This window comes from Streptomyces sp. NPDC029139, from assembly GCF_055564335.1.
Genome location: NZ_JBVHWN010000001.1, coordinates 327,002 through 351,243, shown reverse-complemented (window position 1 = coordinate 351,243; position 24,242 = coordinate 327,002). Strand labels below are relative to the sequence as shown.

Annotated in this window: 23 protein-coding genes and 1 riboswitch; of the genes, 9 read left to right on the top strand and 14 right to left on the bottom strand. The window is 70.2% G+C overall.

The features are described 5' to 3' along the window. The first annotated feature begins 55 nt into the window (after nucleotides 1–55). A complete protein-coding gene (def, locus tag ACZ4VW_RS01515; RefSeq protein WP_467957225.1) occupies nucleotides 56–712 on the top strand; it encodes a peptide deformylase in 657 nt (218 codons plus the stop codon). On the opposite strand, the gene ACZ4VW_RS01510 is transcribed toward def, so the two are convergent. The 7 genes from ACZ4VW_RS01510 to ACZ4VW_RS01480 form a co-directional block, all read right to left on the bottom strand. Then, entirely contained in the window at nucleotides 688–1,089 is a 402-nt protein-coding gene (locus ACZ4VW_RS01510) for a ribosomal maturation YjgA family protein (RefSeq protein WP_467957223.1), read from the bottom strand. The genes def and ACZ4VW_RS01510 overlap by 25 nt on opposite strands. Next, complete coding sequence (locus tag ACZ4VW_RS01505) at nucleotides 1,090–2,106, bottom strand: ribonucleotide-diphosphate reductase subunit beta (protein WP_467957221.1); 1,017 nt, start codon at nucleotides 2,104–2,106, stop codon at nucleotides 1,090–1,092. Further along, nucleotides 2,106–4,484: a ribonucleoside-diphosphate reductase subunit alpha gene (locus tag ACZ4VW_RS01500; RefSeq protein WP_467957218.1), complete on the bottom strand. Its 2,379-nt coding sequence runs from the start codon at nucleotides 4,482–4,484 to the stop codon at nucleotides 2,106–2,108. Before ACZ4VW_RS01500 ends, ACZ4VW_RS01505 begins: the two co-directional genes overlap by 1 nt. A 124-nt stretch (nucleotides 4,485–4,608) precedes the next feature. Further along, nucleotides 4,609–4,756: riboswitch (cobalamin riboswitch) on the bottom strand. 30 nt (nucleotides 4,757–4,786) lie between these two features. Further along, a complete protein-coding gene (locus ACZ4VW_RS01495) occupies nucleotides 4,787–5,290 on the bottom strand; it encodes a GNAT family N-acetyltransferase (RefSeq protein WP_467957217.1) in 504 nt (167 codons plus the stop codon). 147 nt (nucleotides 5,291–5,437) lie between these two features. Next, a complete protein-coding gene (locus ACZ4VW_RS01490) occupies nucleotides 5,438–5,653 on the bottom strand; it encodes a YbdD/YjiX family protein (protein ID WP_467957216.1) in 216 nt (71 codons plus the stop codon). After that, entirely contained in the window at nucleotides 5,650–7,887 is a 2,238-nt protein-coding gene (locus tag ACZ4VW_RS01485) for a carbon starvation CstA family protein (RefSeq protein WP_467957214.1), read from the bottom strand. The genes ACZ4VW_RS01490 and ACZ4VW_RS01485 overlap by 4 nt, the downstream gene beginning before the upstream one ends. 408 nt (nucleotides 7,888–8,295) lie before the next feature. Then, entirely contained in the window at nucleotides 8,296–9,060 is a 765-nt protein-coding gene (locus tag ACZ4VW_RS01480; protein WP_467958129.1) for a GntR family transcriptional regulator, read from the bottom strand. A gap of 283 nt (nucleotides 9,061–9,343) precedes the next feature. Between ACZ4VW_RS01480 and ACZ4VW_RS01475 the strand changes: the two genes are divergently transcribed. The 4 genes from ACZ4VW_RS01475 (at nucleotide 9,344) to ACZ4VW_RS01460 (ending at nucleotide 14,095) form a co-directional block, all read left to right on the top strand. Continuing rightward, nucleotides 9,344–10,621, top strand: a complete 1,278-nt coding sequence (locus ACZ4VW_RS01475) for an extracellular solute-binding protein (RefSeq protein WP_467957212.1) — start codon at nucleotides 9,344–9,346, stop codon at nucleotides 10,619–10,621. A 103-nt stretch (nucleotides 10,622–10,724) separates the two neighbouring features. Continuing rightward, nucleotides 10,725–11,717: a carbohydrate ABC transporter permease gene (locus ACZ4VW_RS01470; RefSeq protein ID WP_467957210.1), complete on the top strand. Its 993-nt coding sequence runs from the start codon at nucleotides 10,725–10,727 to the stop codon at nucleotides 11,715–11,717. Next, nucleotides 11,714–12,568: a carbohydrate ABC transporter permease gene (locus ACZ4VW_RS01465; protein ID WP_467957208.1), complete on the top strand. Its 855-nt coding sequence runs from the start codon at nucleotides 11,714–11,716 to the stop codon at nucleotides 12,566–12,568. The genes ACZ4VW_RS01470 and ACZ4VW_RS01465 overlap by 4 nt, the downstream gene beginning before the upstream one ends. Nucleotides 12,569–12,577: 9 nt before the next feature. Then, nucleotides 12,578–14,095 carry a glycoside hydrolase family 3 protein gene (locus ACZ4VW_RS01460; protein WP_467957206.1) on the top strand — a complete coding sequence of 506 codons (1,518 nt, stop codon included), beginning with the start codon at nucleotides 12,578–12,580 and terminating at the stop codon, nucleotides 14,093–14,095. Between the two features lie 113 nt (nucleotides 14,096–14,208). On the opposite strand, the gene nagB is transcribed toward ACZ4VW_RS01460, so the two are convergent. Further along, on the bottom strand, nucleotides 14,209–14,994 hold the full coding sequence (gene nagB, locus ACZ4VW_RS01455; protein ID WP_467957204.1) for a glucosamine-6-phosphate deaminase: 786 nt from the start codon (nucleotides 14,992–14,994) through the stop codon (nucleotides 14,209–14,211). 171 nt (nucleotides 14,995–15,165) lie between these two features. Continuing rightward, the gene (locus ACZ4VW_RS01450) at nucleotides 15,166–15,918 is read right to left on the bottom strand and encodes an SDR family oxidoreductase (RefSeq protein WP_467957202.1); all 753 of its coding nucleotides are present in this window, start codon (nucleotides 15,916–15,918) and stop codon (nucleotides 15,166–15,168) included. An 82-nt stretch (nucleotides 15,919–16,000) separates the two neighbouring features. On the opposite strand from ACZ4VW_RS01450, the gene ACZ4VW_RS01445 reads away from it, so the two are divergent. Further along, complete coding sequence (locus ACZ4VW_RS01445; protein WP_467957200.1) at nucleotides 16,001–16,657, top strand: TetR/AcrR family transcriptional regulator; 657 nt, start codon at nucleotides 16,001–16,003, stop codon at nucleotides 16,655–16,657. A 304-nt stretch (nucleotides 16,658–16,961) separates the two neighbouring features. Continuing rightward, nucleotides 16,962–18,428 (top strand): sensor histidine kinase, encoded by a 1,467-nt coding sequence (locus ACZ4VW_RS01440; protein WP_467958127.1) that lies wholly within the window; start codon nucleotides 16,962–16,964, stop codon nucleotides 18,426–18,428. 186 nt (nucleotides 18,429–18,614) lie between these two features. On the opposite strand, the gene ACZ4VW_RS01435 is transcribed toward ACZ4VW_RS01440, so the two are convergent. After that, nucleotides 18,615–18,872, bottom strand: coding sequence for a WhiB family transcriptional regulator (locus ACZ4VW_RS01435; protein WP_003953983.1), 258 nt, complete (start codon nucleotides 18,870–18,872; stop codon nucleotides 18,615–18,617). A 318-nt stretch (nucleotides 18,873–19,190) separates the two neighbouring features. Beyond that, nucleotides 19,191–20,159 carry a diacylglycerol/lipid kinase family protein gene (locus ACZ4VW_RS01430; protein WP_467957198.1) on the bottom strand — a complete coding sequence of 323 codons (969 nt, stop codon included), beginning with the start codon at nucleotides 20,157–20,159 and terminating at the stop codon, nucleotides 19,191–19,193. Nucleotides 20,160–20,249: 90 nt separating this feature from the next. On the opposite strand from ACZ4VW_RS01430, the gene ACZ4VW_RS01425 reads away from it, so the two are divergent. After that, nucleotides 20,250–20,663, top strand: coding sequence for a hypothetical protein (locus tag ACZ4VW_RS01425; protein WP_467957196.1), 414 nt, complete (start codon nucleotides 20,250–20,252; stop codon nucleotides 20,661–20,663). 94 nt (nucleotides 20,664–20,757) lie between these two features. Here the strand turns inward: ACZ4VW_RS01425 and ACZ4VW_RS01420 are convergent, their stop codons facing one another. The 3 genes from ACZ4VW_RS01420 to ACZ4VW_RS01410 form a co-directional block, all read right to left on the bottom strand. Further along, on the bottom strand, nucleotides 20,758–21,663 hold the full coding sequence (locus tag ACZ4VW_RS01420; protein ID WP_467957194.1) for an RNA polymerase sigma factor SigF: 906 nt from the start codon (nucleotides 21,661–21,663) through the stop codon (nucleotides 20,758–20,760). Continuing rightward, entirely contained in the window at nucleotides 21,660–22,073 is a 414-nt protein-coding gene (locus ACZ4VW_RS01415; RefSeq protein ID WP_352186995.1) for an ATP-binding protein, read from the bottom strand. Before ACZ4VW_RS01415 ends, ACZ4VW_RS01420 begins: the two co-directional genes overlap by 4 nt. A 257-nt stretch (nucleotides 22,074–22,330) precedes the next feature. Then, nucleotides 22,331–22,591, bottom strand: a complete 261-nt coding sequence (locus ACZ4VW_RS01410) for a UBP-type zinc finger domain-containing protein (RefSeq protein ID WP_467957192.1) — start codon at nucleotides 22,589–22,591, stop codon at nucleotides 22,331–22,333. Between the two features lie 47 nt (nucleotides 22,592–22,638). Here ACZ4VW_RS01410 and ACZ4VW_RS01405 point away from each other — a divergent pair, with 47 nt between their 5' ends. Beyond that, nucleotides 22,639–24,234 carry a Na+/H+ antiporter gene (locus tag ACZ4VW_RS01405; protein ID WP_467957190.1) on the top strand — a complete coding sequence of 532 codons (1,596 nt, stop codon included), beginning with the start codon at nucleotides 22,639–22,641 and terminating at the stop codon, nucleotides 24,232–24,234. The last annotated feature ends 8 nt before the right edge of the window (nucleotides 24,235–24,242 follow it).

The following is a 24,242-nucleotide window of genomic DNA, read 5'->3' as shown; positions in this document are numbered from 1 at the left end:
GCCCGTAGGCTGTACGGGATCGATTACCGGGGTTCTAGGAAGGCGTGCGGCGGACATGGCGCAGCAGGAGACGGACGAGCAGATGAACAGTGGGGCCTCCCCGGCGAAGCCAGGGGACGGGTTCGTCGTCGACACGGAGGACTGCGAGGCGCGTGAGCTCGCGTACCGCGAGCGCGGCACGGCGCGCCCGATCACCGTCGTCGGCAACCCGGTGCTCCACCGGGAGTGCAAGGACGTCACCGAGTTCGACGACAAGCTCGCGGCGCTGATCGACGACATGTTCGCCAGCCAGAAGGCGGCCGAGGGCGTGGGCCTGGCCGCGAACCAGATCGGTGTGGACCTCAAGGTCTTCGTCTACGACTGCCCGGACGACGAGGGCGTGCGGCACACCGGCGTCGTCGTCAACCCGGTGCTCCAGGACCTGCCGGCCGAGCGCCGCGTCCTGGACGACTCCAACGAGGGCTGCCTCTCGGTCCCGACCGCGTACGCCTCGCTGGCCCGCCCGGACTACGCCGAGGTCCACGGCCAGGACGCCCAGGGCAACCGCATCAAGGTCCGCGGCACCGGCTACTTCGCGCGCTGCCTCCAGCACGAGACGGACCACCTGTACGGATTCCTGTACATCGACAAGCTCTCCAAGCGCGAGCGCAAGGACGCGCTCCGGCAGATGGCCGAGGGCACGCCGCGCTACGAGACCGTCCCCAACGACTGATCCTGGCCGCGTCGCGACGGCACGGCGCGGTGGACGGCCCAGCCGGCCGCCGCGCCGAACGCGTAGCAGAGCAGGTCCGGCGCGTGGAACGACGTACCGAGCACGAGCCGGACCAGCGTGCTGTGCGGGGCAAGCTCCGCCGGGACGCCGGTGAGCTGGAAGAGTTCCACGGCGCAGCTGAAGGCGAAGGCGATCCCCGCCGCCGTGCCCGGCCGGACCCTCGGGGCGAGCAGCACCACGAGGGTCAGGATCAGGACGGTGTAGAGCGCGTCACCCGCATACGTGGCGACGACGCCCGTCGCCGTGGACCGGATGCCCAGACCCGCGGCGACGGTGAGCAGGGCGGCGCCGGCCGCCGCCGCTCTCGTACGGACCACTCAGAAGTCCTCGTCCAGGTCCACCGAGCCCTCGACCGCCACCTGGTAGGCGGACGGCCGGCGCTCGAAGAAGTTCGTCAGCTCCTGGACGCCCTGGAGCTCCATGAACGCGAACGGGTTCTCGGAGCCGTAGACCGGCGCGAAGCCCAGGCGCTGGAGGCGCTGGTCGGCGACGCACTGGAGGTACTCGCGCATCGACTCCGTGTTCATGCCGGGCAGGCCGTCGCCGCACAGGTCGCGGCCGAACTGCAGCTCCGCCTCGACGGCCTCCTTCAGCATGTCGGTGACCTGCTGGCGCAGCGCGTCGTCGAAGAGCTCGGGCTCCTCCTTGCGGACGGTGTCCACGACCTCGAAGGCGAAGTTCATGTGCATCGTCTCGTCGCGGAAGACCCAGTTGGTGCCGGTGGCCAGACCGTGCAGCAGACCGCGGGACCGGAACCAGTACACGTAGGCGAAGGCGCCGTAGAAGAACAGGCCCTCGATGCACGCGGCGAAGCAGATCAGGTTCAGCAGGAAGCGGCGGCGGTCGGCCTGCGTCTCCAGCCGGTCGATCTTCTCCACCGAGTCCATCCAGCGGAAGCAGAACTGCGCCTTCTCGCGGATCGACGGGATGTTCTCGACGGCGTCGAACGCGGCCGCGCGGTCCTCCGGGTCGGGCAGGTAGGTGTCGAGCAGCGTCAGATAGAACTGGACGTGCACGGCCTCCTCGAACAGCTGGCGCGACAGGTACAGGCGCGCCTCGGGGGAGTTGATGTGCTTGTACAGGGTCAGCACCAGGTTGTTCGCCACGATCGAGTCGCCCGTCGCGAAGAACGCGACCAACCGGCCGATCATGTGCTGCTCGCCCGGCGTCAGCTTGGCGAGGTCGGCGACGTCGGAGTGGAGGTCGACCTCCTCCACCGTCCAGGTGTTCTTGATCGCGTCCCGGTAGCGCTCGTAGAAGTCCGGGTAGCGCATCGGGCGGAGTGTGAGCTCGAAGCCCGGGTCCAGGAGGTTCTTGGTGTCGTCGGAGCTCATTACTGGCAGGCCTCGCAGGACTCGGGGTTTTCGAGGGAGCAGGCGACCGCGTCGGGGTCGGCGGCCTGCTGGACGGGGATGGGGGCGGCGGCGGTCGTCGACGCCTGGGCCGCGCGGGCGATCCGCGTCGCCGGACGGGAGCGCAGGTAGTACGTCGTCTTCAGGCCCTGCTTCCAGGCGTACGCGTACATCGACGACAGCTTGCCGATCGTCGGCGTCTCCAGGAACAGGTTCAGGGACTGCGACTGGTCCAGGAAGGGGGTCCTGGCCGCCGCCATGTCGATCAGACCACGCTGCGGGATCTCCCACGCCGTCCGGTACAGCTCGCGGACCTCGGCCGGGATCCAGGTGAATCCCTGCACGGAGCCGCTGGACTCGCGCAGCGCCTCACGGGTCTGCGCGTCCCACACGCCGAGCCGCTTCAGCTCGTCCACCAGGTACGAGTTGACCTGGAGGAACTCGCCCGACAGCGTCTCGCGCTTGAACAGGTTGGAGACCTGCGGCTCGATGCACTCGTACACGCCCGCGATCGAGGCGATGGTCGCCGTCGGCGCGATGGCGAGGAGGAGGGAGTTGCGCATGCCGACCGCGGCGATCCGCTCGCGCAGCGCGGCCCAGCGCTCGGGCCAGTTGAGCTCGACGTCGTAGTGATCCGGGTGCAGGACACCGCGCGCGGTCCGGGTCTTCTCCCAGGCCGGAAGCGGGCCGCTGCGCTCGGCGAGGTCCGTGGACGCCTCGTACGCCGCGAGCATGATCCGCTCGGCGATACGCGTCGACAGGGCGCGCGCCTCGGGGGAGTCGAAGGGCAGCTTCAGCTGGAAGAAGACGTCCTGGAGGCCCATCGCGCCCAGGCCCACCGGGCGCCACTTGGCGTTGGAGCGGCCGGCCTGCTCGGTCGGGTAGAAGTTGATGTCCACGACCCGGTCGAGGAACGTCACGGCCGTACGGACGGTCGCGTCCAGCCGCTCCCAGTCGATGTCCGAACCGACGACGAAGGCGCCGAGGTTGACCGAGCCCAGGTTGCAGACCGCCGTCTCGCCGTCGTCCGTGACCTCCAGGATCTCCGTGCAGAGGTTGGAGGAGTGGACCGTGTGGCCCGGCTCGGCGGTCTGGTTGGCCGTGCGGTTGGAGGCGTCCTTGAACGTCATCCAGCCGTTCCCGGTCTGCGCCAGGGTCCGCATCATCCGGCCGTACAGGTCCCGGGCCGGCATCGTCTTGCGGGCCAGGCCCTTCGCCTCGGCGGCGCGGTAGGCGGCGTCGAACTCCTCGCCGTACAGGTCGACCAGCTCGGGCACGTCGGCCGGGGAGAACAGCGACCACGCGCCGTCGGAGTTCACGCGGCGCATGAACTCGTCCGGGATCCAGTGCGCGAGGTTCAGGTTGTGCGTACGCCGGGCGTCCTCACCGGTGTTGTCACGCAGCTCCAGGAACTCCTCGATGTCCGCGTGCCAGGTCTCCAGGTAGACCGCGGCCGCGCCCTTGCGCCGGCCGCCCTGGTTCACGGCGGCGACGGAGGCGTCGAGGGTCTTCAGGAACGGCACGATGCCGTTGGAGTGGCCGTTGGTGCCCCGGATCAGCGAACCGCGGGCGCGGATGCGGGAGTACGAGAGCCCGATGCCGCCGGCGTGCTTGGACAGGCGCGCGACCTGGTGGTAGCGGTCGTAGATCGAGTCGAGCTCGTCGAGCGGGGAGTCCAGCAGGTAGCACGAGGACATCTGCGGGTGGCGGGTGCCGGAGTTGAAGAGCGTGGGGGAGGAGGGCAGGTAGTCGAGCCGGCTCATCAGCCCGTACAGCGCCGCGACCTCGTCCAGCGCGCGGACGCTGTCGTCCTCGGCGAGACCGCAGGCGACGCGGAGCATGAAGTGCTGCGGCGTCTCGATCACCTGGCGGGTGATCGGGTGGCGCAGCAGGTAGCGGGAGTAGAGGGTGCGCAGGCCGAAGTAGCCGAAGCGGTCGTCGGCCGTGCGGTCGATCAGGGTGTCCAGCCGCTCGGCGTGCAGGGCGACGAACGCGGCCGTGCGGTCGGCGATCAGGCCCTCGCGGTGTCCCACGGCGACCGAGGCGGAGAAGGAGACCGCGCCCTGGCCGGCCGCCTCGTCGGCGATGGTGACGGTCAGGAGCCGGGCGGCGAGCCGGGAGTACGCCGGGTCCTCGGCGATCAGACCGGCGGCCGCCTCGGTGGCCAGCTCCCGCAGTTCGGCCTCGTCCGAACCGGCGTTGCGGCCGCGCAGCGCGGCGGCGGCGACCTTGCCGGGGTCGGTGTCGGAGAGGTCGGCGGTGAGGTCGGTCAGGGTCCGCAGAAGCACGGTCCCGGGTCCGTCGCTCTCGTTGCCGTCGCTCTCGATCGCTGCGGCCGGATCGGCGGGCGCGATGGTCACGTGGGGCTCTCCCTCGCTCGGCTCGGGGCCGGCGGGGAGGCGGGCGCGGGCACCCGTACGCAGGGGTGCGCGGCGCCACGGCCCACTCCGCGAGGCCCGGACGTCTGTGGCACCCGGAACGGTCGGACCGGGCGCGCTGCCCACAGGTCTTCGGACTCGGCCGGCGTACAAGCACACCGAAACCACACCGTTGCGGGACAGTTCCGGATTTCCACCGGATTCCCCTGCGAGGACAGCGAGCATGAGCATACATGTGGGGGGCGCTCCCCGAAGCACCCCCCACATGTTGTGTCGTTGGCGCGTCAGAGCTCCAGGCCGTAGGCCCGCAGGGGGTCCATGTCCGGGATCGGCCGCCAGTCCCGCTCGGGGGTGCGGACGAAGCCCATCCGCTCGTAGATCCGGTGCGCGGTTGCCATGCCGGCCTGGGTGGAGAGCACCACCCGCCGACAGCCCTCGATCCCCCGAGCCCGCTCCACACAGGCCCGTACGAGCGCCTCTCCGACGCCCCGGCCCCGGGCGTCCTTCGCCACGGCGAGCATCCGGAACTCCGCCTCGCCGTCCCGGGCGATGTCGGCCCACTTCTCGCCCGCCCGGGCGAACGTCACCCCGCCGAGCACCGTGCCGGCGCGGTCCACCGCCACCAGCACCTCCGCCTCGGCGGCCCGCCCGGCCACGTCCCGCAGCAGGTGCAGATAGTCGTCGTCCTCGCCGAAGTCGAGGTGGCCGTCGTCGAGATAGGCGCGGGCGGTGAGATCACCGAGCGTCTCGTACTCCTCGGGCCGTACCGCCCTGATGGTGAAGTCCATGGCGGCAGTGTGCCGCCGGTCACCCCTCCCGCACACCGGATTTCGGTCGGGTGGGGAGAGGCGGGCCGGTCACCGGGGACGAAAGCGACGGGCCGCCGCCTTCCCCCGCAGAGGGAAGGCGGCGGCCCGTTCCGGGCGGCCGGGGGCTCAGCAGCAGCGGAACCCCTCGCGCGGATCGGCCTCCCGCGCGTCGGTGCGGCTGCGCTCGAACTCCCGCCGGGTCATCACCTCGGCGTCCGGGTCGCAGCTCCTGGCGTGGGCGACGTACCGGTCGTACACGGCCTCGCCGGACAGCTCACGCACGTACCAGCGGATCCCGTGCACCGCGCGTCGCAGATGACGGACCGCGTTCACCGTGCTCATGCCGAGCCGGTCCCGGCCGGCACGTCGCCCTGCGGCTCGCCCGGTGCGGGCTCCTTGCGCAGGCCGCCCCCGGCGCCGAGTCCGGCGGCCACCAGCTCCGCCTTCTCCTCCTTCGTGGGGAACATGCCGGCGGGTGCGACGAGCTTCGACTCGGTGTGCGGGGTCTCGGAGAGCCGGACGCCCTCCGGGTTCCTGATCGCCTTGAGGCAGACCCGGCCCGCGTCGGCGATGACCACGATGATGAGGATCGCGAACAGGGCGGACAGCACGCCGTCCACGGTGGAGTTGGTGACGACGGTGTGCATGTCGTCGAGCGACTTGGCGGGCGGGAGCACCTTGTCGGCGTCGATGCCCGCCTGGTATTTGTCCCGCTGGGCGAAGAAGCCGACCCGCGGGTCCTCGGAGAAGATCTTCTGCCAGCTCGCGGTGAGGGTGACGGCGACGTCCCAGGCGAGCGGGATGCCGGTGACCCAGGCCCACTTGAGGCGGCCGGACTTGATGAGCAGGGTGGTGCAGACGGCCAGTGCCACGGCGGCCAGCAGCTGGTTGGCGATGCCGAACAGCGGGAACAGCTGGTTGATGCCGCCCAGCGGGTCGTGCACGCCGACCCAGAGGAAGTAACCCCAGCCGCCGACGACGACCGCGCTGGCGAACCAGACGCCCGGCTTCCAGCTGACCTGGCGGAACGGCTTGTAGACGTTGCCCAGCATGTCCTGGAGCATGAACCGGCCGACGCGGGTGCCCGCGTCCACGGTCGTGAGGATGAACAGCGCCTCGAACATGATCGCGAAGTGATACCAGAAGGCCTTCATCGCGGTACCGCCGATGACGGCGGAGAAGATCTCCGACATACCGAGGGCGAAGGTCGGCGCGCCGCCGGTACGTGAGAGCAGGCTGGCCTCCTCGACGTCCTTGGCCGCCTGGGCCAGCGCCTCGGGGGTGATCGTGAAGCCCAGGTTGGCGACGGCCTCCGAGGCGGACTGGACCGTGGTGCCGACGACTCCGGCGGGGGAGTTGATGGCGAAGTACAGACCCGGGTCGATGATGCAGGCGGTGATCATCGCCATGATGGCGACGAACGACTCGGTGAGCATGGCCCCGTAGCCGATCATCCGGACCTGCGTCTCCTTCTGGATCATCTTCGGGGTGGTGCCCGAGGAGACCAGGGAGTGGAAGCCGGAGAGCGCGCCGCAGGCGATGGTGATGAAGACGAACGGGAACATCGAGCCGGCGAAGACGGGACCGTCACCGCGCGTCGCGAAGTCCGTGACGGCGTCCATCTTCATGGTCGGCAGGGCGATGACCACGCCGAGCGCGAGGAACACGATGGTGCCGACCTTCATGAAGGTCGACAGGTAGTCGCGCGGGGCGAGCAGCATCCAGACCGGCAGCACGGAGGCCAGGAACCCGTACACGATCATCCAGATGACCAGGGTGCCCGGTTCGAGCGTGAAGGTGTCCGCCCAGGACGACTCGGCGACCCAGCCGCCGGCGACGATGGCGAGCAGCAGCAGCGCCACGCCGATGACCGAGACCTCGGTGACCCGGCCCGGGCGCAGGACGCGCAGGTACACGCCCATCAGCAGGGCGATCGGGATCGTCATGCCGATGGAGAAGACGCCCCACGGGGAGTGGGCGAGGGCGTTGACGATGACCAGAGCCAGCACCGCGAGCAGAATGATCATGATGGCGAAGACCGCGATCAGCGCGGCAGCGCCACCGAACGGGCCGATCTCGTCACGGGCCATCTGGCCCAGCGAGCGGCCGTTGCGCCGGGTGGAGAAGAACAGCGTCACCATGTCCTGGACGGCGCCGGCGAAGATGACGCCGACGATGATCCAGATGGTGCCCGGCAGATAGCCCATCTGCGCGGCGAGCACCGGGCCGACCAGCGGGCCGGCGCCGGCGACCGCAGCGAAGTGGTGCCCGAAGAGCACCCTGCGGTCGGTCGGGTGGAAGTCGACACCGTTGTCGAGGCGTTCGGCGGGGGTGGCCCGCGTCTTGTCGACCTTCAGTACGCGCCGTGCGATGAACCGCGCGTAGAAACGGTAGGCGATCGCGTACGAGCCGAGTGCGGCCGCGAGCATCCAGGCGGCGGAGATGTCCTCGCCGCGGGAGAGCGCGAGAACGCCCCAGCCCGCCGCGCCCACGAGGGCGACGAGCGACCATATGGCGATGGACTTCGGTGTGGGGCCTTTTCGCCCCGTCTCGGGTGTTGCTTCCGGCACTGGCATTGCTGCGACCGTCCCCTCGCTGATCACCGTGTAATGCGCAGGAAATCTAGGCGCTGGCTTCGCGCAGCGTCACCCCCCGTCCGCATATCGGTACGGCAACGCTTTTCCGCTCAACTGCCCGGCGGGCAACGGAAAAGGCCCCGCGGAGGGTGCTCCGCGGGGCCTTTCCGGGGAATTCGGCCGGTGTGTCCCGGCCGGTCGGACCGGTCGGTCGGACTCGGCCGGTGGGCCCGGTATCGCGTCCCGGCCGGTCGGACTCGGTCCTCGGGTCTCGGTCGTCGGACTCGGTCGGTCCGACGCGGCCGTCGGGTCTCGGTCGTCGGACTCGGTCGGTCCGAACCGGCCGTCGGGTCCCGGTCGTCGGACTCGGTCGGTCCGACGCGGCCGTCGGGTCTCGGTCGTCGTGTCTCAGCCGTTGGGCCGCTTGAGTCGCGCGACGAACTTGTACCGGTCGCCGCGGTACACCGAGCGCACCCATTCGACCGGCTCGCCCTGCGCGTCCAGCGAGTGGCGGGAGAGCATCAGCATCGGCAGGCCCACGTCCGTACCGAGCAGGCCGGCCTCGCGCGGGGTGGCGAGGGAGGTCTCGATGGTCTCCTCGGCCTCGGCGAGGTGCACGTCGTACACCTCGGCGAGCGCCGTGTAGAGCGAGGTGTACTTCACCAGGGAACGGCGCAGCGCGGGGAAGCGCTTGGCCGACAGGTGCGTGGTCTCGATCGCCATCGGCTCACCGCTGGCGAGGCGCAGCCGCTCGATCCGCAGCACGCGGCCGCCGGCGGAGATGTCGAGCAGCCCGGCGAGCGTGTCGTCGGCGGTGACGTACCCGATGTCGAGCAACTGCGAGGTGGGCTCCAGGCCCTGGGCCCGCATGTCCTCGGTGTACGAGGTGAGCTGGAGCGCCTGCGAGACCTTGGGCTTGGCCACGAAGGTGCCCTTGCCCTGGATCCGCTCCAGCCGGCCCTCCACGACCAGCTCCTGCAGGGCCTGGCGCACCGTGGTGCGCGAGGTGTCGAACTCGGCGGCGAGAGTGCGCTCCGGCGGGACCGGTGTGCCGGGCGGCAGGGTCTCCGTCATGTCGAGCAAATGCCGCTTCAGTCGGTAGTACTTGGGCACGCGCGCGGTGCGGGTGGTGACCCCGCTGTCCTTCTCCGTGCTGCCCGCGTCCGTGGCCATGGCCTGCCTTCCCGACTCCTGTGCTGCTGCCGTCACCGGCTCCTCCGTCTGTCGCGGCTCACATGGTGGCACGGACCGGTCACGGGTCGTCGCCCTCCCTCAGGTGTCGGTCCGATAACGGACGCGACTGCCCTTCTTATACACCCTTGACACCCCTAAAGGTCTAGGCCAAGCTCCGGGTACTGGTCTAAACCATTAAAGACCAGGTCCCAGCCCCACGAGCACTACTCGACGTATGTCTTCGCGCGGTGGGGGGGTTGCAGGCATCCCTGAGGAGGGTGGCGTGAAGCGCAAGCTCATCGCGGCGATCGGCGTCGCGGGCATCATGGTCAGCATCGCCGCGTGCGGTTCGGACAAGAGCGGGGACAACGCCGGCGGAGACGCCAAGGAGCTCACCGTCTGGCTGACGGTCGACGCCCAGAACAACTGGCCGGAGCTGGTCAAGGCCGCCGACGACGCGGTGACCAAGAAGCACCCGGGCGTCAAGATCAAGCACGAGTACTACGGCTGGCCGGACAAGAACACCAAGCTCGACGCGGTGCTCGCCACGGACAAGGCCCCGGACGTTGTCGAGATGGGCAACTCCGAGATGATCAGCTACATGGCGAAGGGTGCCTTCGCCGAGGTCGACGCCTCGAAGTTCGAGAACTCCGACCAGTGGCTCGACGCCCTCAAGGACTCGGTCACCTACAACGGCAAGACCTACGGCGTCCCCTACTACGCCGGTGGCCGCGTGGGCACCTGGCGCAAGGACATCGCCGCCGAGGCGGGCGTCAAGGCCGCCCCCAAGACCTGGGCCGAGCTGACCGCCGCGCTCGACGCGATCCAGAAGAAGAAGGGCGCCAAGTTCAGCGCCTGGTACCAGCCGTCGCCCGACTGGTACGCCGCGATGTCCTTCGTCTTCGACGCGGGCGGCTCCATCGCCAAGCAGGAAGGCGAGACCTGGAAGGCGAACCTGTCCTCCCCGGAGTCCGTCAAGGGCCTCACCGAGTACAAGAACATCCTCGACAAGTACATGCACGGCGACAAGACCAAGGACGAGGCCGACCGTCCGGTCGTCTTCGGCCAGGGCAACGCCGCGACGATGTTCGCCGCCGGCTGGGAGGGCGCCACCGCGGCCGACCCGAAGACCGACAAGGTCGGCGGGCTGAAGGACAAGCTCGAGAACTTCGTGATGCCCGGCCCGTCCGGCAAGAACCTCCCGGTCTTCCTCGGCGGCTCCGACCTGGCCATCCCGGTCAAGTCCAAGGCGCAGGGCCTCGCGGCCGACTGGATCGCCGCCTACACCGGCACCGAGGGCCAGAAGGGCCTCGTCGCCAAGGGCAACCTGCCCAACAACAAGGCGGCCCTCGCCCCGCTGAAGGCCGACCCGGCCACCACGGTCGCGGCCACCGCCGCCGAGTCCAGCTGGTTCGTCCCGACCGCTCCCGGCTGGGGTCAGGTCGAGAAGGCCCAGATCCTCAAGACGATGCTGATCGAGATCGCCAACGGCAAGAAGTCGGTCGAGGTCGCCGCCAAGGACGCGGACGCCGCGATCGACAAGGTCATCAACACCAAGTGACCTAGGAGCAGGGCCCCCTGCACCCCGGAGGAGAACCGAGCCTCGAAGGGTGTGACGGGGCCCTGCTTCCCGTAGCACGAGAGGGATCGCTGAGGAGCACGGGATGAGTGCCGCAGACACAACCACCGCGAAGGTGCCGCCGGTGCGGCAATCGCCACCATCCGGCCCGCGGGCCGTTGCCCCCGAGTCGGGGAAGAAGCCCACCAACGGCGGAGGCGGGATCCCCTGGCTCCTGCTCGCGCCGTGCCTGCTCGTCCTGCTCCTGGTGCTCGGCTATCCGCTCGTGCGACTGGTCACGCTCTCCTTCCAGCACTTCGGGCAGCCGCAGCTCTGGGGTTTCCAGGAGGCGGAGTCGGCCGGCTTGGCCAACTTCACCAAGATCCTCTCCGACGGCGAGTTCTGGGCCGTGGTCCTGCGGACGGTGCTGTTCGCGGGCGGTGCGGTGATCCTCACCATGGTCCTCGGCATGATGATCGCGCTGCTGCTGCAGAAGGTCTCCGGCTGGGTCAAGGCCCTCATCAACATCGCGCTGGTCGCGAGCTGGGGCATGCCCATCATCGTCGCCACCGCCATCTTCAAGTGGCTCTTCGACGCCGACTACGGCGTGCTCAACTGGCTGCTGAGCAGGCTGCCCGGGGTCGACATGATCGGCCACAACTGGTTCGCCAGCGGCCCGCAGGGCCTCGCCGTCATCATGCTGCTCGTCGTCTGGGGCGCCGTCCCCTTCGTCGTCATCACCCTGAGCGCCGGCCTCACCCAGGTCCCCAAGGAGCTCGAAGAGGCCGCCCGCCTCGACGGCGCCGGAGCCTGGGGCGTCTTCCGCTTCGTCACCCTGCCCATCCTCAAGCCGATCATCGTCATGCTGACGACGCTCTCGGTCATCTGGGACATGGGCGTCTTCCCGCAGGTCTACGTGATGCGCAACGGTCACCCCGAGGCGGAGTTCCAGCTCCTCACCACGTACTCGTTCGACAAGGCGTTCGTCGTCAACGACTACGGCACCGGCTCCGCGATCGCGCTCGTCACGGTCGTCCTGCTGCTGGGCGTGGTCGCCGTGTACATGCGTCAGATGCTCAAGATCGGAGAGGTGGAGTGACCACGAACACCGCGGCCCCCGCCGTCACCCGCCGCCGCCCGTCCAGGGCCGGCTGGAACCTGCTCGGGCTCCTCGTCTTCGTCGTCGTCGGCTTCCCCGTCTACTGGATGGTGAACACGGCGTTCAAGCCGGCGAAGGACGCCATCGACCCGAACCCGCACTTCTTCCCCTCCACCTTCACGCTGGAGAACTTCAAGCGTGCCCTGGAGATCGCGGACTTCTGGGGACCGGTCACCCGCAGCCTCATCGTCTCCTCGGCGGTCGTCCTCATCGGCATCGTCGTCGGCATGCTGGCGGCGCTCGCCATCTCCCGCTTCGCCTTCCGCGGCCGCAAGGTCGTCATCGTCGGCATCCTCGCCGTCCAGATGGTCCCGCTCGTCGCGATGATCATCCCGGTCTTCCTGATGCTCAACGACCTCGGTCAGTACGACAAGATCACCGGCCTGATCATCACGTACCTGACCTTCATCCTGCCCTTCACGGTGTGGACGCTGCGCGGATTCATCGTCAACATCCCCAAGGAGCTGGAGGAGGCCGCGCAGGTCGACGGCTGCACCCGCACCGGCGCGTTCGTCCGGGTCGTCTTCCCCCTGCTCGCCCCCGGCATGGTCGCCACCTCCGTCTACGGCTTCATCCAGGCGTGGAACGAGTACCTCTACGCGCTGATGCTGATGAGCCAGCAGAACCAGACGGCCACCGTCTGGCTCGGCAACTTCATCACGAAGAACGGCACGGAGTACGCCCCGATGATGGCGGGCTCCACGATGATGGCCGTCCCCATCGTGATCCTCTTCCTCCTCGTCCAGCGCAAGATGGCCGCCGGCCTGACGGCCGGCGCGGTGAAGGGATAACGCCGCCTCATGACCACACTCGTCAGCGCTCCGGACACCCTGACCCGCGACGCGCTCACCGTGCTCCAGCCCGGCTTCGTCGGCACGACCGCGCCCGACTGGCTGCTCCGCAGGATCGGCGAGGGGCTCTCCTCCGTCGGTCTGTTCGGCCGGAACATCGCCTCGCCCGAGCAGCTCGCCGCGCTCACCGCGCGGCTGCGGGCCGAGCGGGACGACGTCCTCGTCGCCATCGACGAGGAGGGCGGTGACGTCACCCGCCTGGAGGTCCGGCACGGCTCCTCCTTCCCCGGCAACTACGCGCTCGGCTCGGTCGACGACGTGGACCTCACCCGGGCCGTCGCCGAGGAGCTCGGCCGCCGGCTCGCCGCCTGCGGGGTCGACCTGAACTGGGCGCCCTCGGCCGACGTGAACTCCAACGCCGAGAACCCCGTCATCGGCGTCCGGTCCTTCGGCCCGGGCCCCGAACTGGTCGCCCGGCACACCGTGGCCTACGTCGAGGGCCTCCAGGCCGTCGGCGTCGCCGCCTGCACCAAGCACTTCCCCGGGCACGGCGACACCAACGTGGACTCCCACCACGCGCTGCCCCGGATCGATGTGGACCTGGACACACTGCACGCGCGTGAGCTGGTCCCCTTCCGCGCCGCCATCGCCGCGGGTTCCAAAGCGGTGATGAGCGCGCATATCCTGCTCTCCGCACTCGACCCGGACCGTCCGGCGACCCTGAGCCCGCGGATCCTGACCGGTCTGCTGCGCCAGGAGCTGGGCTTCGAGGGGCTGATCGTGACCGATGGCATGGAGATGCAGGCCATCGCGTCGACGTACGGCATCGAGCGCGGATCCGTCCTCGCGATCGCCGCGGGCGCCGACGCCATCTGCGTCGGCGGCGGGCTGGCCGACGAGGGCACCGTACTGCGCCTGCGCGACGCGCTGGTCGACGCGGTACGGACCGGTGAACTGCCCGAGGAGCGGCTGGCCGACGCCGCGGCGCGTGTACGCGCCCTGGCGGCCTGGACGCAGACGCACCGGGCCAGGGGGGCTGGATCGGGGCCGGGCGCGGCAGTGCAGGAGGGGACCGCGCCCGGCACCGAGATCGGACTCGTGGCGGCGCGCCGCGCCCTGACACTGACGACGGGCGAGCGGCCCTACGCGCCGATGACCACCGCTCCCTACGTCGCCGCCTTCACGCCCGTCGCCAACATCGCGGTCGGTGACGAGACGCCGTGGGGTGTCGCGGCGGAGCTGGAGCGGCTGCTGCCGGGCACCGAGACCGGTGCCTACGACGAGCCCGCGGTCGACGCCGTCCTCGCCGCGGCGGGGGAGCGGCGGATCGTCGCGGTGGTCCGGGACGCCCACCGTCACCCCTGGATGACCGAGGCCCTGGACGCCCTTCTCCTGGCGCGTCCGGACACGGTCGTGGTGGAGATGGGCCTGAACAGGGCGGAGCCCCGTGGCGCCCTGCACATCGCCACGCACGGCGCCGCCCGGGTCTGCGGCCGCGCGGCGGCGGAGGCCGTCGCCGGAGTCTGAGACGAGCGCACGAGAGGGCCTGTACGAGAGGGCCTGTACGGGACGGCCTGTTCGAGAGGGGCCCGGCACCTGAACCAGGTGCCGGGCCCCTTCGCCGTACGGAGCGGCCCTGCTCAGATCCCCTGCCAGCCGGGCTTGTTGGCGAAGGTGTGCCGGAAGTAGTCCGCGAGCTTCAGCTTGGACGCGGCGGCCTCGTCCACGACGACCGTGGCGTGCGGGTGCAGCTGCAGCGCGGAGGCCGGCACGAGCGCGGCGACCGGGCCCTCGACGGTCTGGGCCACGGCGTCGGCCTTGCCCTCGCCGGTGGCGAGGAGGACCAGGTGACGGGCCTCCAGGATGGTGCCGATGCCCTGGGTGATGACGTGGTGCGGCACCTGCTCGATGTCGTCGTCGAAGAAGCGCGCGTTGTCGACCCGGGTCTGCTCGGTGAGCGTCTTGATCCGGGTCCGGGAGGCGAGGGAGGAGCACGGCTCGTTGAAGCCGATGTGCCCGTCGGTCCCGATGCCGAGGATCTGCAGGTCCACGCCGCCGGCGTCCCGCAGGGCCCGGTCGTACGCCTCGCACGCCGCCTGGACGTCCTCGGCCGCGCCGTCCGGCCCCATGAAGGCATCCTGGGACAGACCCAGCGGCTCCACGACCTGACGCAGCACGGTGGAGCGGTACGACTCCGGGTGTCCGGTGGGCAGACCGACGTACTCGTCGAGCTGAGCGATCCGGGCCCGCGAGGCGTCCACGGAACCGGCCTTGACCTGGGCGATCAGGGCCTCGTAGATGGGCAGCGGAGTCGAACCCGTGGCCACGCCGAGCAGCGCGTCGGGCTTGCGGCGCAGGAGGCCGGCGATGCCGTCCGCGATGAGCTCTCCGCCTGCCGCGGCGTCCGGGACGATGACAACTTCCACGCTTTGCCTGCCGATCTGGTGAGGGGCTGGTGAGGGGCCTGGTGGTATAGACCAATCAAAGCCCAATCTAGCAGAGCGGGGGCTGTCTGCTCAGGCCCTTCCAGCGGGCGGACGGAACCCTCCCATCGTCGAACGGGAAGGCCCTCGGAGCCACCGGAGACCGGCGCCGGCTCAGGCCAGGGAGCCTCCCGTGGCGTCGATCCACTGGCCGGTCACCCAGCGCCCGTCGTGCGAGGCCAGGAAGGCCACCACGTCGGCTATGTCCGCGGGTGTCCCGACCTTTCCGAGAGCGGACAGTGCCGCCGCTTCCGCCCACGCCTCGTCGTTCCCCCGCAGCCAGTCCGCGTTGATGTCCGTGTCCACGATTCCCGGCGCGACCGCGTTGACCGTGATGCCCCGCCCGCCCAGCACCTTGGACAGATAGCGCGTGAAGACGTCCAGCGCGCCCTTCGACATCGCGTACGCCATGGTGTCCGGCATCATCGCCGCCCGGCTCAGGCCGGTGGAGATGTTGACGATCCGGCCGCCGTCGCGCAGCCGCTCGGCGCCCAGCCGCGCCAGGAAGAACGGCGCTTTGGTGTTGATCGCGAAGATCCGGTCGTACTCCGCCTCGTCGATCGTCGCGAAGGGGCGCGAGGCCCCGATGCCCGCGTTGTTGACGAGGATGTCCAGCCCGTCCGCGTGGGCGTCGAACCGCTTCCACAGTGCTTCCGCGTCTCCCGGGACCCCCAGCTCCTGTCCGATCGCGAAGGCCTCGCCGCCGGCCGCCTCGATCGCCGCGACCGTCTCCTTCGCCGCGGTCTCGTTGGTGCCGTAGTGCACCGCGACCCGCGCCCCGTCCCGCCCGAGCCGCTCCGCGACACCCCTCCCGATGCCCCGGCTGCCGCCCGTGACCAGAGCCGTCTTCCCCTCGAGCGCGCTCATCCGACGCCCCCCTACTTCCATAGTGGTCGTTACAGAAAGAACCGTAGCACCGATTTGTAGCGGCCGCTATAGAATGTGAACCATGACGACGAAGCCGCGCGGCCGCCCCCGTTCCTTCGACCGCCTCACGGCGCTGGAGCAGGCGACGATGGCGTTCTGGGAGCACGGGTACGAGACGACCTCCGTGTCCGACCTGACGCGCGCCATGGGGATCAGCGCGCCCAGCCTCTATGCCGCCTTCGGCGACAAGAAGGCCCTGTTCGAGGAGGTCGTGGAGGCGTACGCCGTCTCGTACGGCGCGTACGGCGGGCGGGCCTTCGAGCAGGAGCCGACGGCGCGCGGCGCGTTCGGCCGGATGCTCAGGGAGGCCGCGGACGTCTTCACCGACCCGTCCCATCCGCGCGGCTGCCTGATGATCTCCGCGGCGACCAACTGCTCGACCCCGGAGGTCGAGGAGGCTCTGCGGGCGCGGCGCAATGACAATCTGGCGTCCTTCGAGGCCCGGATCCAGCAGGGCGTCGACGAGGGGGAGCTGCCGGTCGGCACCCGGGCGGGCACCCTGGCCCGGCTGTACGGAGCGGTGCTCCAGGGCATGTCCCAGCAGGCCCGTGACGGGGCGACGCGGACGGAGCTGGAGGCGGTGGCGGAGGCGGCGATGGCGGCCTGGCCACAGGCGGCCGCGGTGGCGGCGACGGGAGAGGGAGCGGCCCCGGAAACACCCGCGGGCCGCGGCGCCTGACGGGACCCTCAACCCGTCCGGCACCGCAGCCCGGAGTTGCCCGGCCGGGGGTGTGCGGTCCCTCGGCCGTTGTGGGAGGTCTCGACGCAGTCAGGGCAGAGAGCGTCGGGTACCTCGTCCACCCTCCTGTGCGGGGAGGGCGGAGGTCATGATGGGATGCTGCTCGGCCATTGTGGACTAGACCATTCGGTCTGTCCATCCAATGGGAAGGGCGTGCTTCCCGGTCCATCCTCCAACACGAACGCCCTGAGATCCAGGTTCAGCGCCGTCCGATTCCGCGGGTACGCTCGCACCTGTGCCCTCCATGAACGACCTCGTACGCCAGCACACCGCTCTGAGTGAGTCCGACCTCGAGTGGCTGCACCTGCTGGTCTCGGAGTGGCAGCTGCTCTCCGACCTCTCCTTCGCCGACCTCGTCCTCTGGGTGCCCACCCTCGACGGCACCCGTTATGTCTCGGTCGCCCAGATGCGGCCCAACACCGGTCCCACCTCCTACCAGGACGACATGGTCGGGCACCTCGTCCCGCGCGGCCGCCGCCCGCTCCTCGACGCCGCCCTCGACGAGGGCCGGATCGTGCGCGAGGGCGACCCCGAGTGGCGCGAGGAGGTCCCGGTACGGGTCGAATCGATCCCCGTACGCCGCGAAGGCCGTGTCCTCGGCGTCATCGCCCGCAACACCAATCTGCTCACCGTGCGGACCCCGTCCCGGCTGGAGCTCACCTACCTCCAGTCCGCCTCCGACCTGGCCCAGATGATCGCCGCCGGAGCCTTCCCCTTCCCCGGGGAAGCGGTCGACATGGACGCCTCCCCCCGCGCCGGTGACGGCCTCATCCGCCTGGACGCCGACGGCATCGTCCAGTACGCCTCGCCCAACGCCCTCTCCGCGTACCACCGCCTCGGCCTCGCGGCCGACCTCGTCGGTCAGCACCTCGGCCAGATCACCGCCGAACTCGCCCCCTCCCGCGGCCCCGTGGACGAGGCCCTGGTCAAACTGGCCTCCGGCTACGCCCCCCGCGAGGCCGAGGTCGAGGGGAACGGCGGCGTCATCCAGTTGCGGGCCATCCCGCTCAAGCCCAAGGGCACCCGCATCGGTTCGCTGGTCCTGCTCCGTGACGTCACGGAACTGCGCCGACGCGAGCGCGAGTTGATCACCAAGGACGCCACCATCCGGGAGATCCACCACCGGGTGAAGAACAACCTGCAGACCGTGGCCGCGCTGTTGCGCCTCCAGGCCCGCCGGATGGACTCCGAGCAGGGGCGCGAGGCTCTCAACGAGGCGGTGCGCAGGGTCGGTTCGATCGCCATCGTGCACGAGACGCTCTCCCAGAACCTGGACGAGCGCGTGGAGTTCGACGAGATCGCCGACCGCGTGATCGCGATGGTCGCCGAGATCTCCCCGGGCAAGGTGACCTGCCGGCGCAACGGCCGTTTCGGCATCCTGGACGCCGAGGTCGCCACCCCGCTGTCCATGGTCCTCACCGAAGTCCTGCAGAACGCGCTCGAGCACGCCTTCGCGCCGGGGGAGCAGGGCACGGTCGAGGTCACGGCCGTCCGCGGAGAACCCCGCGCCGACGCCCGGCTGCTGATCACGGTCCGGGACGACGGGCGCGGCCTGCCCGAGGGCTTCGACCCGCAGCGCGCGGGAAACCTCGGCCTGCAGATCGTCCGGACGCTGGTCGAGGGGGAGCTGGGCGGCACCTTCGACATGCAGCCGGGCGCGCAGGGCGGGACCAAGGTCGTCCTCGACATCCCCGTACAGCCGCAGAAATAGTCGCGCGGATCACACCCCGCATCGCGGCCGACCGTCCGGAACGGTCGCGGATCACAGCAGCGAGCCCCGGACCGAGAAGATCGGTCCGGGGCTCGAATGCTGTGGGTTACTGCTGCGCGCTGCGGCTCGGGGGCGGTGAGTGCGTACGCGATGTACGCGCCGCTTGCCTCAGGCTTTTCAGGGTGTTCAGGCGCTCGCGTTGCGCGCCCGGTTGCGAGCGGCGCGGCGCTTCATCGCGCGGCGCTCGTCCTCGCTGAGGCCACCCCAGACGCCGGAGTCCTGGCCGGACTCGAGCGCCCACTGCAGGCACTGCTCCATGACGGGGCAGCGGCGGCAGACGGCCTTGGCTTCCTCGATCTGCAGCAGCGCAGGACCGGTGTTGCCGATGGGGAAGAACAGCTCGGGGTCTTCCTCACGACAAACGGCGTTGTGACGCCAGTCCATGGCTGCTACCTCTCTAGGGTGTTACAAGCTGGTTGCTTGTGAATGTGAACGCTTTCACGAATCCCCCCGTAAGTGAAGGGCCGACTGCCAGATGAACTGGTGTGGTCCTTGGACTGAGGAGGGGTTCTGGCTCTCAGTGGAGGCCGGTCTTGCGGGCCGTCCCGATCGCCAAGAAGAGACTCGCAAACCTCGGCAGCGGATACAACCCCTTCCGGAAAGTTTTTTTTGATTCCTCGGTGTCGACTAGGTCACAGCCGTACTTCTAAGGGGTGGAGGCCAGCCTAAACGTTCGAGTGAAAGGACTTTGGGCCCTTCCACTCACACAATCACACGCAGTGCACGGCGAACGCCTGTGAACGTCACGCTCGTACGCAGTCCGAGGTGGTCTCCGTCCATCTGCAGGGGGAGGGGAACCTTCGAATGCAAGGTGAAGTCGGTCAGGTCGTGCAGAGACAGGGCGTGCTTGCCGTGAGGGCCGCGCTCGGGCGACGAAGTGAGCAGCTGGGTGGCGTACCGGGCCACCGCGGGGGCCGACAGACGGCTCAGACCGAGGACGTCCAGAGCCGTCTCGAAGGAGGCGTCCGGAGAGGCGTAGACCGGGCGATTGCCCAGGTAGGTCCAGGGGGAGGTGTTGCAGATTATGGACAGGACCAGGTCCTGGACGGGGTCCTGGCCCGGGCGCTCCAGGGTGATCGTGCCGTGCCGCCGGTGCGGCTCGCCCAGGAACTGGCGGACCACCTGGCGCAGGTACAGGGCGTGGGTCGATCTCTTGCCGCGTTCCCGCTGCTGTTCGACTCGCCCGATGACGCTGGCGTCGAAGCCGAAACCGGCACAGAAAGTGAACCAGCGGGCCGGCACCGCCTCGTCCTCGGTCCCCGGGGACCCGGAGGCGAGCCCCAGGCTCACCGTGCGTGCCCGGCGCTCACGGAGCGCGTCGAGCAGGGCGCCGGTCGCCTCGACGGCGTCGTTGGGCAGCCCCAGCGCGCGGGCGAAGACATTCGTGGAGCCGCCGGGGACCACCGCGAGGCCGGGCAGCCGGTCCGGGTCCGGTCCGTCGTGCAGCAGGCCGTTCACGACCTCGTTCACCGTGCCGTCGCCGCCCAGGGCGACGACCATGTCGATGTCCTCGGATTCCGCGGCCCGGCGGCCGAGATCGCGGGCGTGGCCGCGGTACTCGGTGGTCACGGCCTCCAGCTTCATCTCGCTCGCCAACGCGTGGATGAGGACGTCGCGCGTGCGGGCACTGGTGGTGGTGGCTGCCGGATTGACCACGAGAAGTGCGCGCATGGCCGCCAGGGTACCTACCCGGCGGTACCGATCCCAGTCGCGGCCACCTGGCGGACAGCCCCGCGGCCGGCCCCGGCTACCCTGCCAGCTATGAGCAGTACGGAGCAGACTTCCCGCCCTGTCCGGTTGACCGCCGCCGCGGCGGTCGCCGGGATCGAGGCCCTCGCGCTGGTGATCGGGGGCGTGTACGTGCTCGTGACCGGTCTCACCGGCAACCCCGACAGCCTGACCCAGGCGATCATGGGCGGAGCGACGCTGATCGCCCTCGGCCTGATCCCCGGGGCCGCGGCGCGCGGTCTGCTGCTGCGCCGGGGATGGAGCCGGGGACCGGCGATCATCACCCAGATCCTGGCCCTGCCGGTCGCCTGGCAGCTCCTCCAGGCGGACAGCGCCATGATCCCGGCCGGCATCGCCCTCGGCGTCCTCGCCGTGGCCGGTCTGGTCCTCCTGGTGAACCCGGCGACGACCGAGGCCCTGGGCATCGGCCGTCGCGGCGAGGCGTAACCCCTCCGGCGGGTTCTTCTCCGGGCCGGGCTCCGCTCCCGGAGGGTGCCCCGCCCGCCGGGCCCTCTCCCGCGGAAGTCGACCCCTTCGACGTCTACTCCTCGACGAGGAGCTTCTCCCGGAGCTGCGCCAGTGTGCGGGCCAGCAGGCGGGAGACGTGCATCTGCGAGATGCCGACCTCCTGAGCGATCTGCGACTGTGTCATGTTCCCGAAGAAGCGCAGCAGCAGGATCCGCTTCTCCCGGGGCGGCAGGTCCTCCAGCAGCGGCTTGAGCGACTCCCGGTACTCGACGCCCTCCAGGGCCTCGTCCTCCGCGCCCAGCGTGTCCGCGACCGCCGGGGACTCGTCGTCCGTGTCCGGGACGTCCAGCGAGAGCGTCGAGTAGGCGTTCGCCGACTCCAGGCCCTCCAGGACCTCCTCCTCCGAGATGCCGAGTCGCTCCGCGAGCTCGTGCACCGTCGGTGAGCGGCCGTGCAGTTGGGAGAGCTCCGCCGTCGCCGTCGTCAGCGAGAGCCGCAGCTCCTGCAGACGGCGCGGCACCCGGACCGCCCAGCCCTTGTCCCGGAAGTGGCGCTTGATCTCGCCCACGACCGTCGGAGTCGCGTACGTCGAGAACTCGACGCCCCGCTCCGGGTCGAACCGGTCCACCGACTTGATCAGCCCGATCGTCGCGACCTGCGTCAGGTCGTCGAGCGGCTCGCCCCGGTTCCGGAAACGCCGGGCCAGGTGCTCGACGAGCGGCAGGTGCATCCGTACCAGCCGATTGCGCAGTTCCGACTTCTCGGGAGAGCCCTCCGGGAGCTTGCGCAACTCGATGAAGAGCGCGCGCGCCCCGCTCCGGTCGTGCGGATCCGGAGCCTCCTGCGGCTCGGAAACCTGGTTGTGCTGCTCGTGCTCGCTCATCTGGACCGCCTGCTCCGTAGCGACCTCGACCTCGACCTCCGGATGCGGCCGCGCCTGCTGCTCAGGGATGCCGGCCGTCGCGTCCCCGCTCCTCACGCCGGGCCTGGCCCCGCGCCGCGCTGTTTGTACAGGCTGATGGAGACCGTCCGGTCGTCCGCCACGGAGGACTCGACCTTCCCGGCCAGTGCGGAGAGCACGGTCCAGGCGAAGGTGTCCCGCTCCGGTGCCCGCCCGTCCGTCGTCGGGGCCGACACCGTCACGTCGAGCGAGTCGTCGACCAGGCGGAAGACACAGCTCAGGACGGATCCCGGCACGGCCTGCTGGAGCAGGATGGCGCACGCCTCGTCGACCGCGATCCGCAAGTCCTCGATCTCGTCGAGGGTGAAGTCCAAGCGCGCCGCGAGGCCGGCCGTGGCCGTACGCAGCACGGACAGGTAGGCACCCGCAGCGGGCAGCCGGACTTCCACGAAGTCCTGGGACCCGGGCTCGCCTGCGATCTGGGACACCCTCACCTCCAAGGTGGCACAAGCTCATTCGGGGCCCGAGGGGAGAAAGCCCCCCGAACCGGGCGGTACGCAGTCGGTTGCGCGATCCGCCGTGACGCTATCGCGATCCATGCCGCCGTGTCGCCGTGGGCCCCTGGACGGCCTCGCCCCCGTCTGTCACTCATGGTAAGGCCATGAGTACGGACAGTGGCTAGGGGTCTGCGGGGCCCAATTGCGAAGCGACCGGCAGCGGATCGCCGGGGTGTCGTACCCAGCCGTCAGACGATCGAACCGTCCACGAAGCACCAGCGCCAGCGTTCGTTCGGCTCGAAGGTCCGCATCACGGGGTGCCCACTGGTCGAGAAGTGTCCGGTGGCGTGCCGCCCCGGCGAGGAGTCGCAGCATCCGACGTGTCCGCAGCTGAGGCAGAGCCGCAACTGGACGGGGTGGGTGCCGTCGGCCAGGCACGCGGGACAGGTGTCGGTCAGCGGCGCCGGTTCGGGGCGCGGCATTTCGGCAACGTGCGGACACTCGCTCATGATGGCCAGGTTACGTGCTGGAACGACACGGGGACGGGGACCGGAGAATGGACGCACTGCAGTTGGTGGCACTGGTCGCGGCGAGCGCCGCGGTGGCGGGCGCGGCCCGCAGGACCCCGGTGCCGGCGCCACTGCTCCTGGTGGCGGCCGGGCTCGCCGCCTCGTACGTGCCGGGCGTCCCGGACTACACGCTCGACCCGCACATCGTGCTGCCACTGATCCTTCCCCCGCTCCTCTACACGGCGGCGGTGGACTCCTCGTACCTCGATCTGCGCGCCAACATCCGTCCCGTGGCCCTGCTGTCCGTCGGGTACGTCCTCTTCGCGACCGTGGCGGTCGGCTGGCTCGCCTATGTGCTCGTCCCCGACCTTCCGCTGACCGCCGCGCTCGTCCTCGGCGCGGTGGTCGCCCCGCCGGACGCGGTCGCGGCGACGGCGATCGCCCGCAAGCTCGGACTGCCGAACCGGATCACCACCATCCTCCAGGGCGAGTCCCTGGTGAACGACGCCACCGCCATCACCGCCTTCAAGGTGGCGCTGGCCGCGGCGGTCGGCGAGGGCATCAGCTGGGCGGGCGGCGTCGGCGAGTTCGCGCTCGCCGCCGTCGGCGGGATCGGCGTCGGCCTCGTCCTCATGGTCCCCATCCACTGGCTGCGCCTCCGGCTCGGCGAGGCCCTGCTCCAGAACACCCTCTCCCTGCTGATCCCCTTCGCCGCCTACGCGGCGGCGGAGGAGGTCGGCGCCTCCGGAGTCCTCGCCGTGGTCGTCGTCGGCCTCTTCCTCGGGCACCGCAACTGGCAGGTGGACTTCGCCACCCGCCTCCAGGAGGAGGCCGTGTGGAAGATGGTCGCCTTCGTCCTGGAGTCCGCCGTCTTCGCCCTGATCGGCCTGCAACTGCCGTACGTCGTCCAGGGCCTCGGCCAGTACGGGATCGGCGAGGCGATCTGGTACGCCGTGGGCGTCTTCGTGGCCGTGGTCGTCGTCCGCTTCGTCTGGGTCTACCCGGCCACCTTCCTGCCCCGTGTGCTGTCCGAGCGCATCAGGGAACGCGAGCCGGGCGTGGACTGGAAGGCACCGCTCATCGTCGGCTGGGCCGGGATGCGGGGCGTGGTCTCCCTCGCCATCGCCTTCTCCATCCCCGTGATGACGGGCGGCGTGGAGTTCCCGGCGCGCAACCTCGTCCTCTTCCTCACCTTCACCACGGTGATCGGGACGCTCGTCGTCCAGGGCCTCACCCTGCCGCCGCTCATCCGTCTCCTGAAGCTGCCGGGCCGCGACAGGTACCAGGAGACCCTGGCGGAGGCGCAGGCTCAGAGCGAGGCCTCCCGCGCCGCGGAGGAGCGCCTCGACGCCCTGCTGCGCGACGAGCACAACGCCCTGCCCCAGCCACTGGCCGACCGCCTCCGCACGGTCCTGGAGCGCCGCCGCAACGCGGTGTGGGAACGACTCGGCGCGGTCGACGAGATCACGGGCGAGACGGCGGACGACACCTACCGCCGGCTCGCGCGGGAGATGATCGAGGCCGAGCGGGAGGTCTTCGTACGGCTCCGCGACGACCGCCGCATCGACGACGAGATGATGCGCGTCCTGCTGCGCAGGCTGGACCTGGAGGAGGCGGCGGCCTACCGCGAGGAGACCGCCTGAGCCGGGGG

Bases quoted from the DNA above. Each gene is read 5' to 3' on its own strand.
- def (WP_467957225.1), top strand. From the start codon at position 56: ATGGCGCAGCAGGAGACGGACGAGCAGATGAACAGTGGGGCCTCCCCG.
- ACZ4VW_RS01505 (WP_467957221.1), bottom strand. From the start codon at position 2,106: ATGAGCTCCGACGACACCAAGAACCTCCTGGACCCGGGCTTCGAGCTC.
- ACZ4VW_RS01495 (WP_467957217.1), bottom strand. From the start codon at position 5,290: ATGGACTTCACCATCAGGGCGGTACGGCCCGAGGAGTACGAGACGCTC.
- ACZ4VW_RS01490 (WP_467957216.1), bottom strand. From the start codon at position 5,653: ATGAGCACGGTGAACGCGGTCCGTCATCTGCGACGCGCGGTGCACGGG.
- ACZ4VW_RS01485 (WP_467957214.1), bottom strand. From the start codon at position 7,887: ATGCCAGTGCCGGAAGCAACACCCGAGACGGGGCGAAAAGGCCCCACA.
- ACZ4VW_RS01480 (WP_467958129.1), bottom strand. From the start codon at position 9,060: ATGGCCACGGACGCGGGCAGCACGGAGAAGGACAGCGGGGTCACCACC.
- ACZ4VW_RS01470 (WP_467957210.1), top strand. From the start codon at position 10,725: ATGAGTGCCGCAGACACAACCACCGCGAAGGTGCCGCCGGTGCGGCAA.
- ACZ4VW_RS01460 (WP_467957206.1), top strand. From the start codon at position 12,578: ATGACCACACTCGTCAGCGCTCCGGACACCCTGACCCGCGACGCGCTC.
- ACZ4VW_RS01450 (WP_467957202.1), bottom strand. From the start codon at position 15,918: ATGAGCGCGCTCGAGGGGAAGACGGCTCTGGTCACGGGCGGCAGCCGG.
- ACZ4VW_RS01445 (WP_467957200.1), top strand. From the start codon at position 16,001: ATGACGACGAAGCCGCGCGGCCGCCCCCGTTCCTTCGACCGCCTCACG.
- ACZ4VW_RS01440 (WP_467958127.1), top strand. From the start codon at position 16,962: ATGAACGACCTCGTACGCCAGCACACCGCTCTGAGTGAGTCCGACCTC.
- ACZ4VW_RS01435 (WP_003953983.1), bottom strand. From the start codon at position 18,872: ATGGACTGGCGTCACAACGCCGTTTGTCGTGAGGAAGACCCCGAGCTG.
- ACZ4VW_RS01430 (WP_467957198.1), bottom strand. From the start codon at position 20,159: ATGCGCGCACTTCTCGTGGTCAATCCGGCAGCCACCACCACCAGTGCC.
- ACZ4VW_RS01425 (WP_467957196.1), top strand. From the start codon at position 20,250: ATGAGCAGTACGGAGCAGACTTCCCGCCCTGTCCGGTTGACCGCCGCC.
- ACZ4VW_RS01410 (WP_467957192.1), bottom strand. From the start codon at position 22,591: ATGAGCGAGTGTCCGCACGTTGCCGAAATGCCGCGCCCCGAACCGGCG.
- ACZ4VW_RS01405 (WP_467957190.1), top strand. From the start codon at position 22,639: ATGGACGCACTGCAGTTGGTGGCACTGGTCGCGGCGAGCGCCGCGGTG.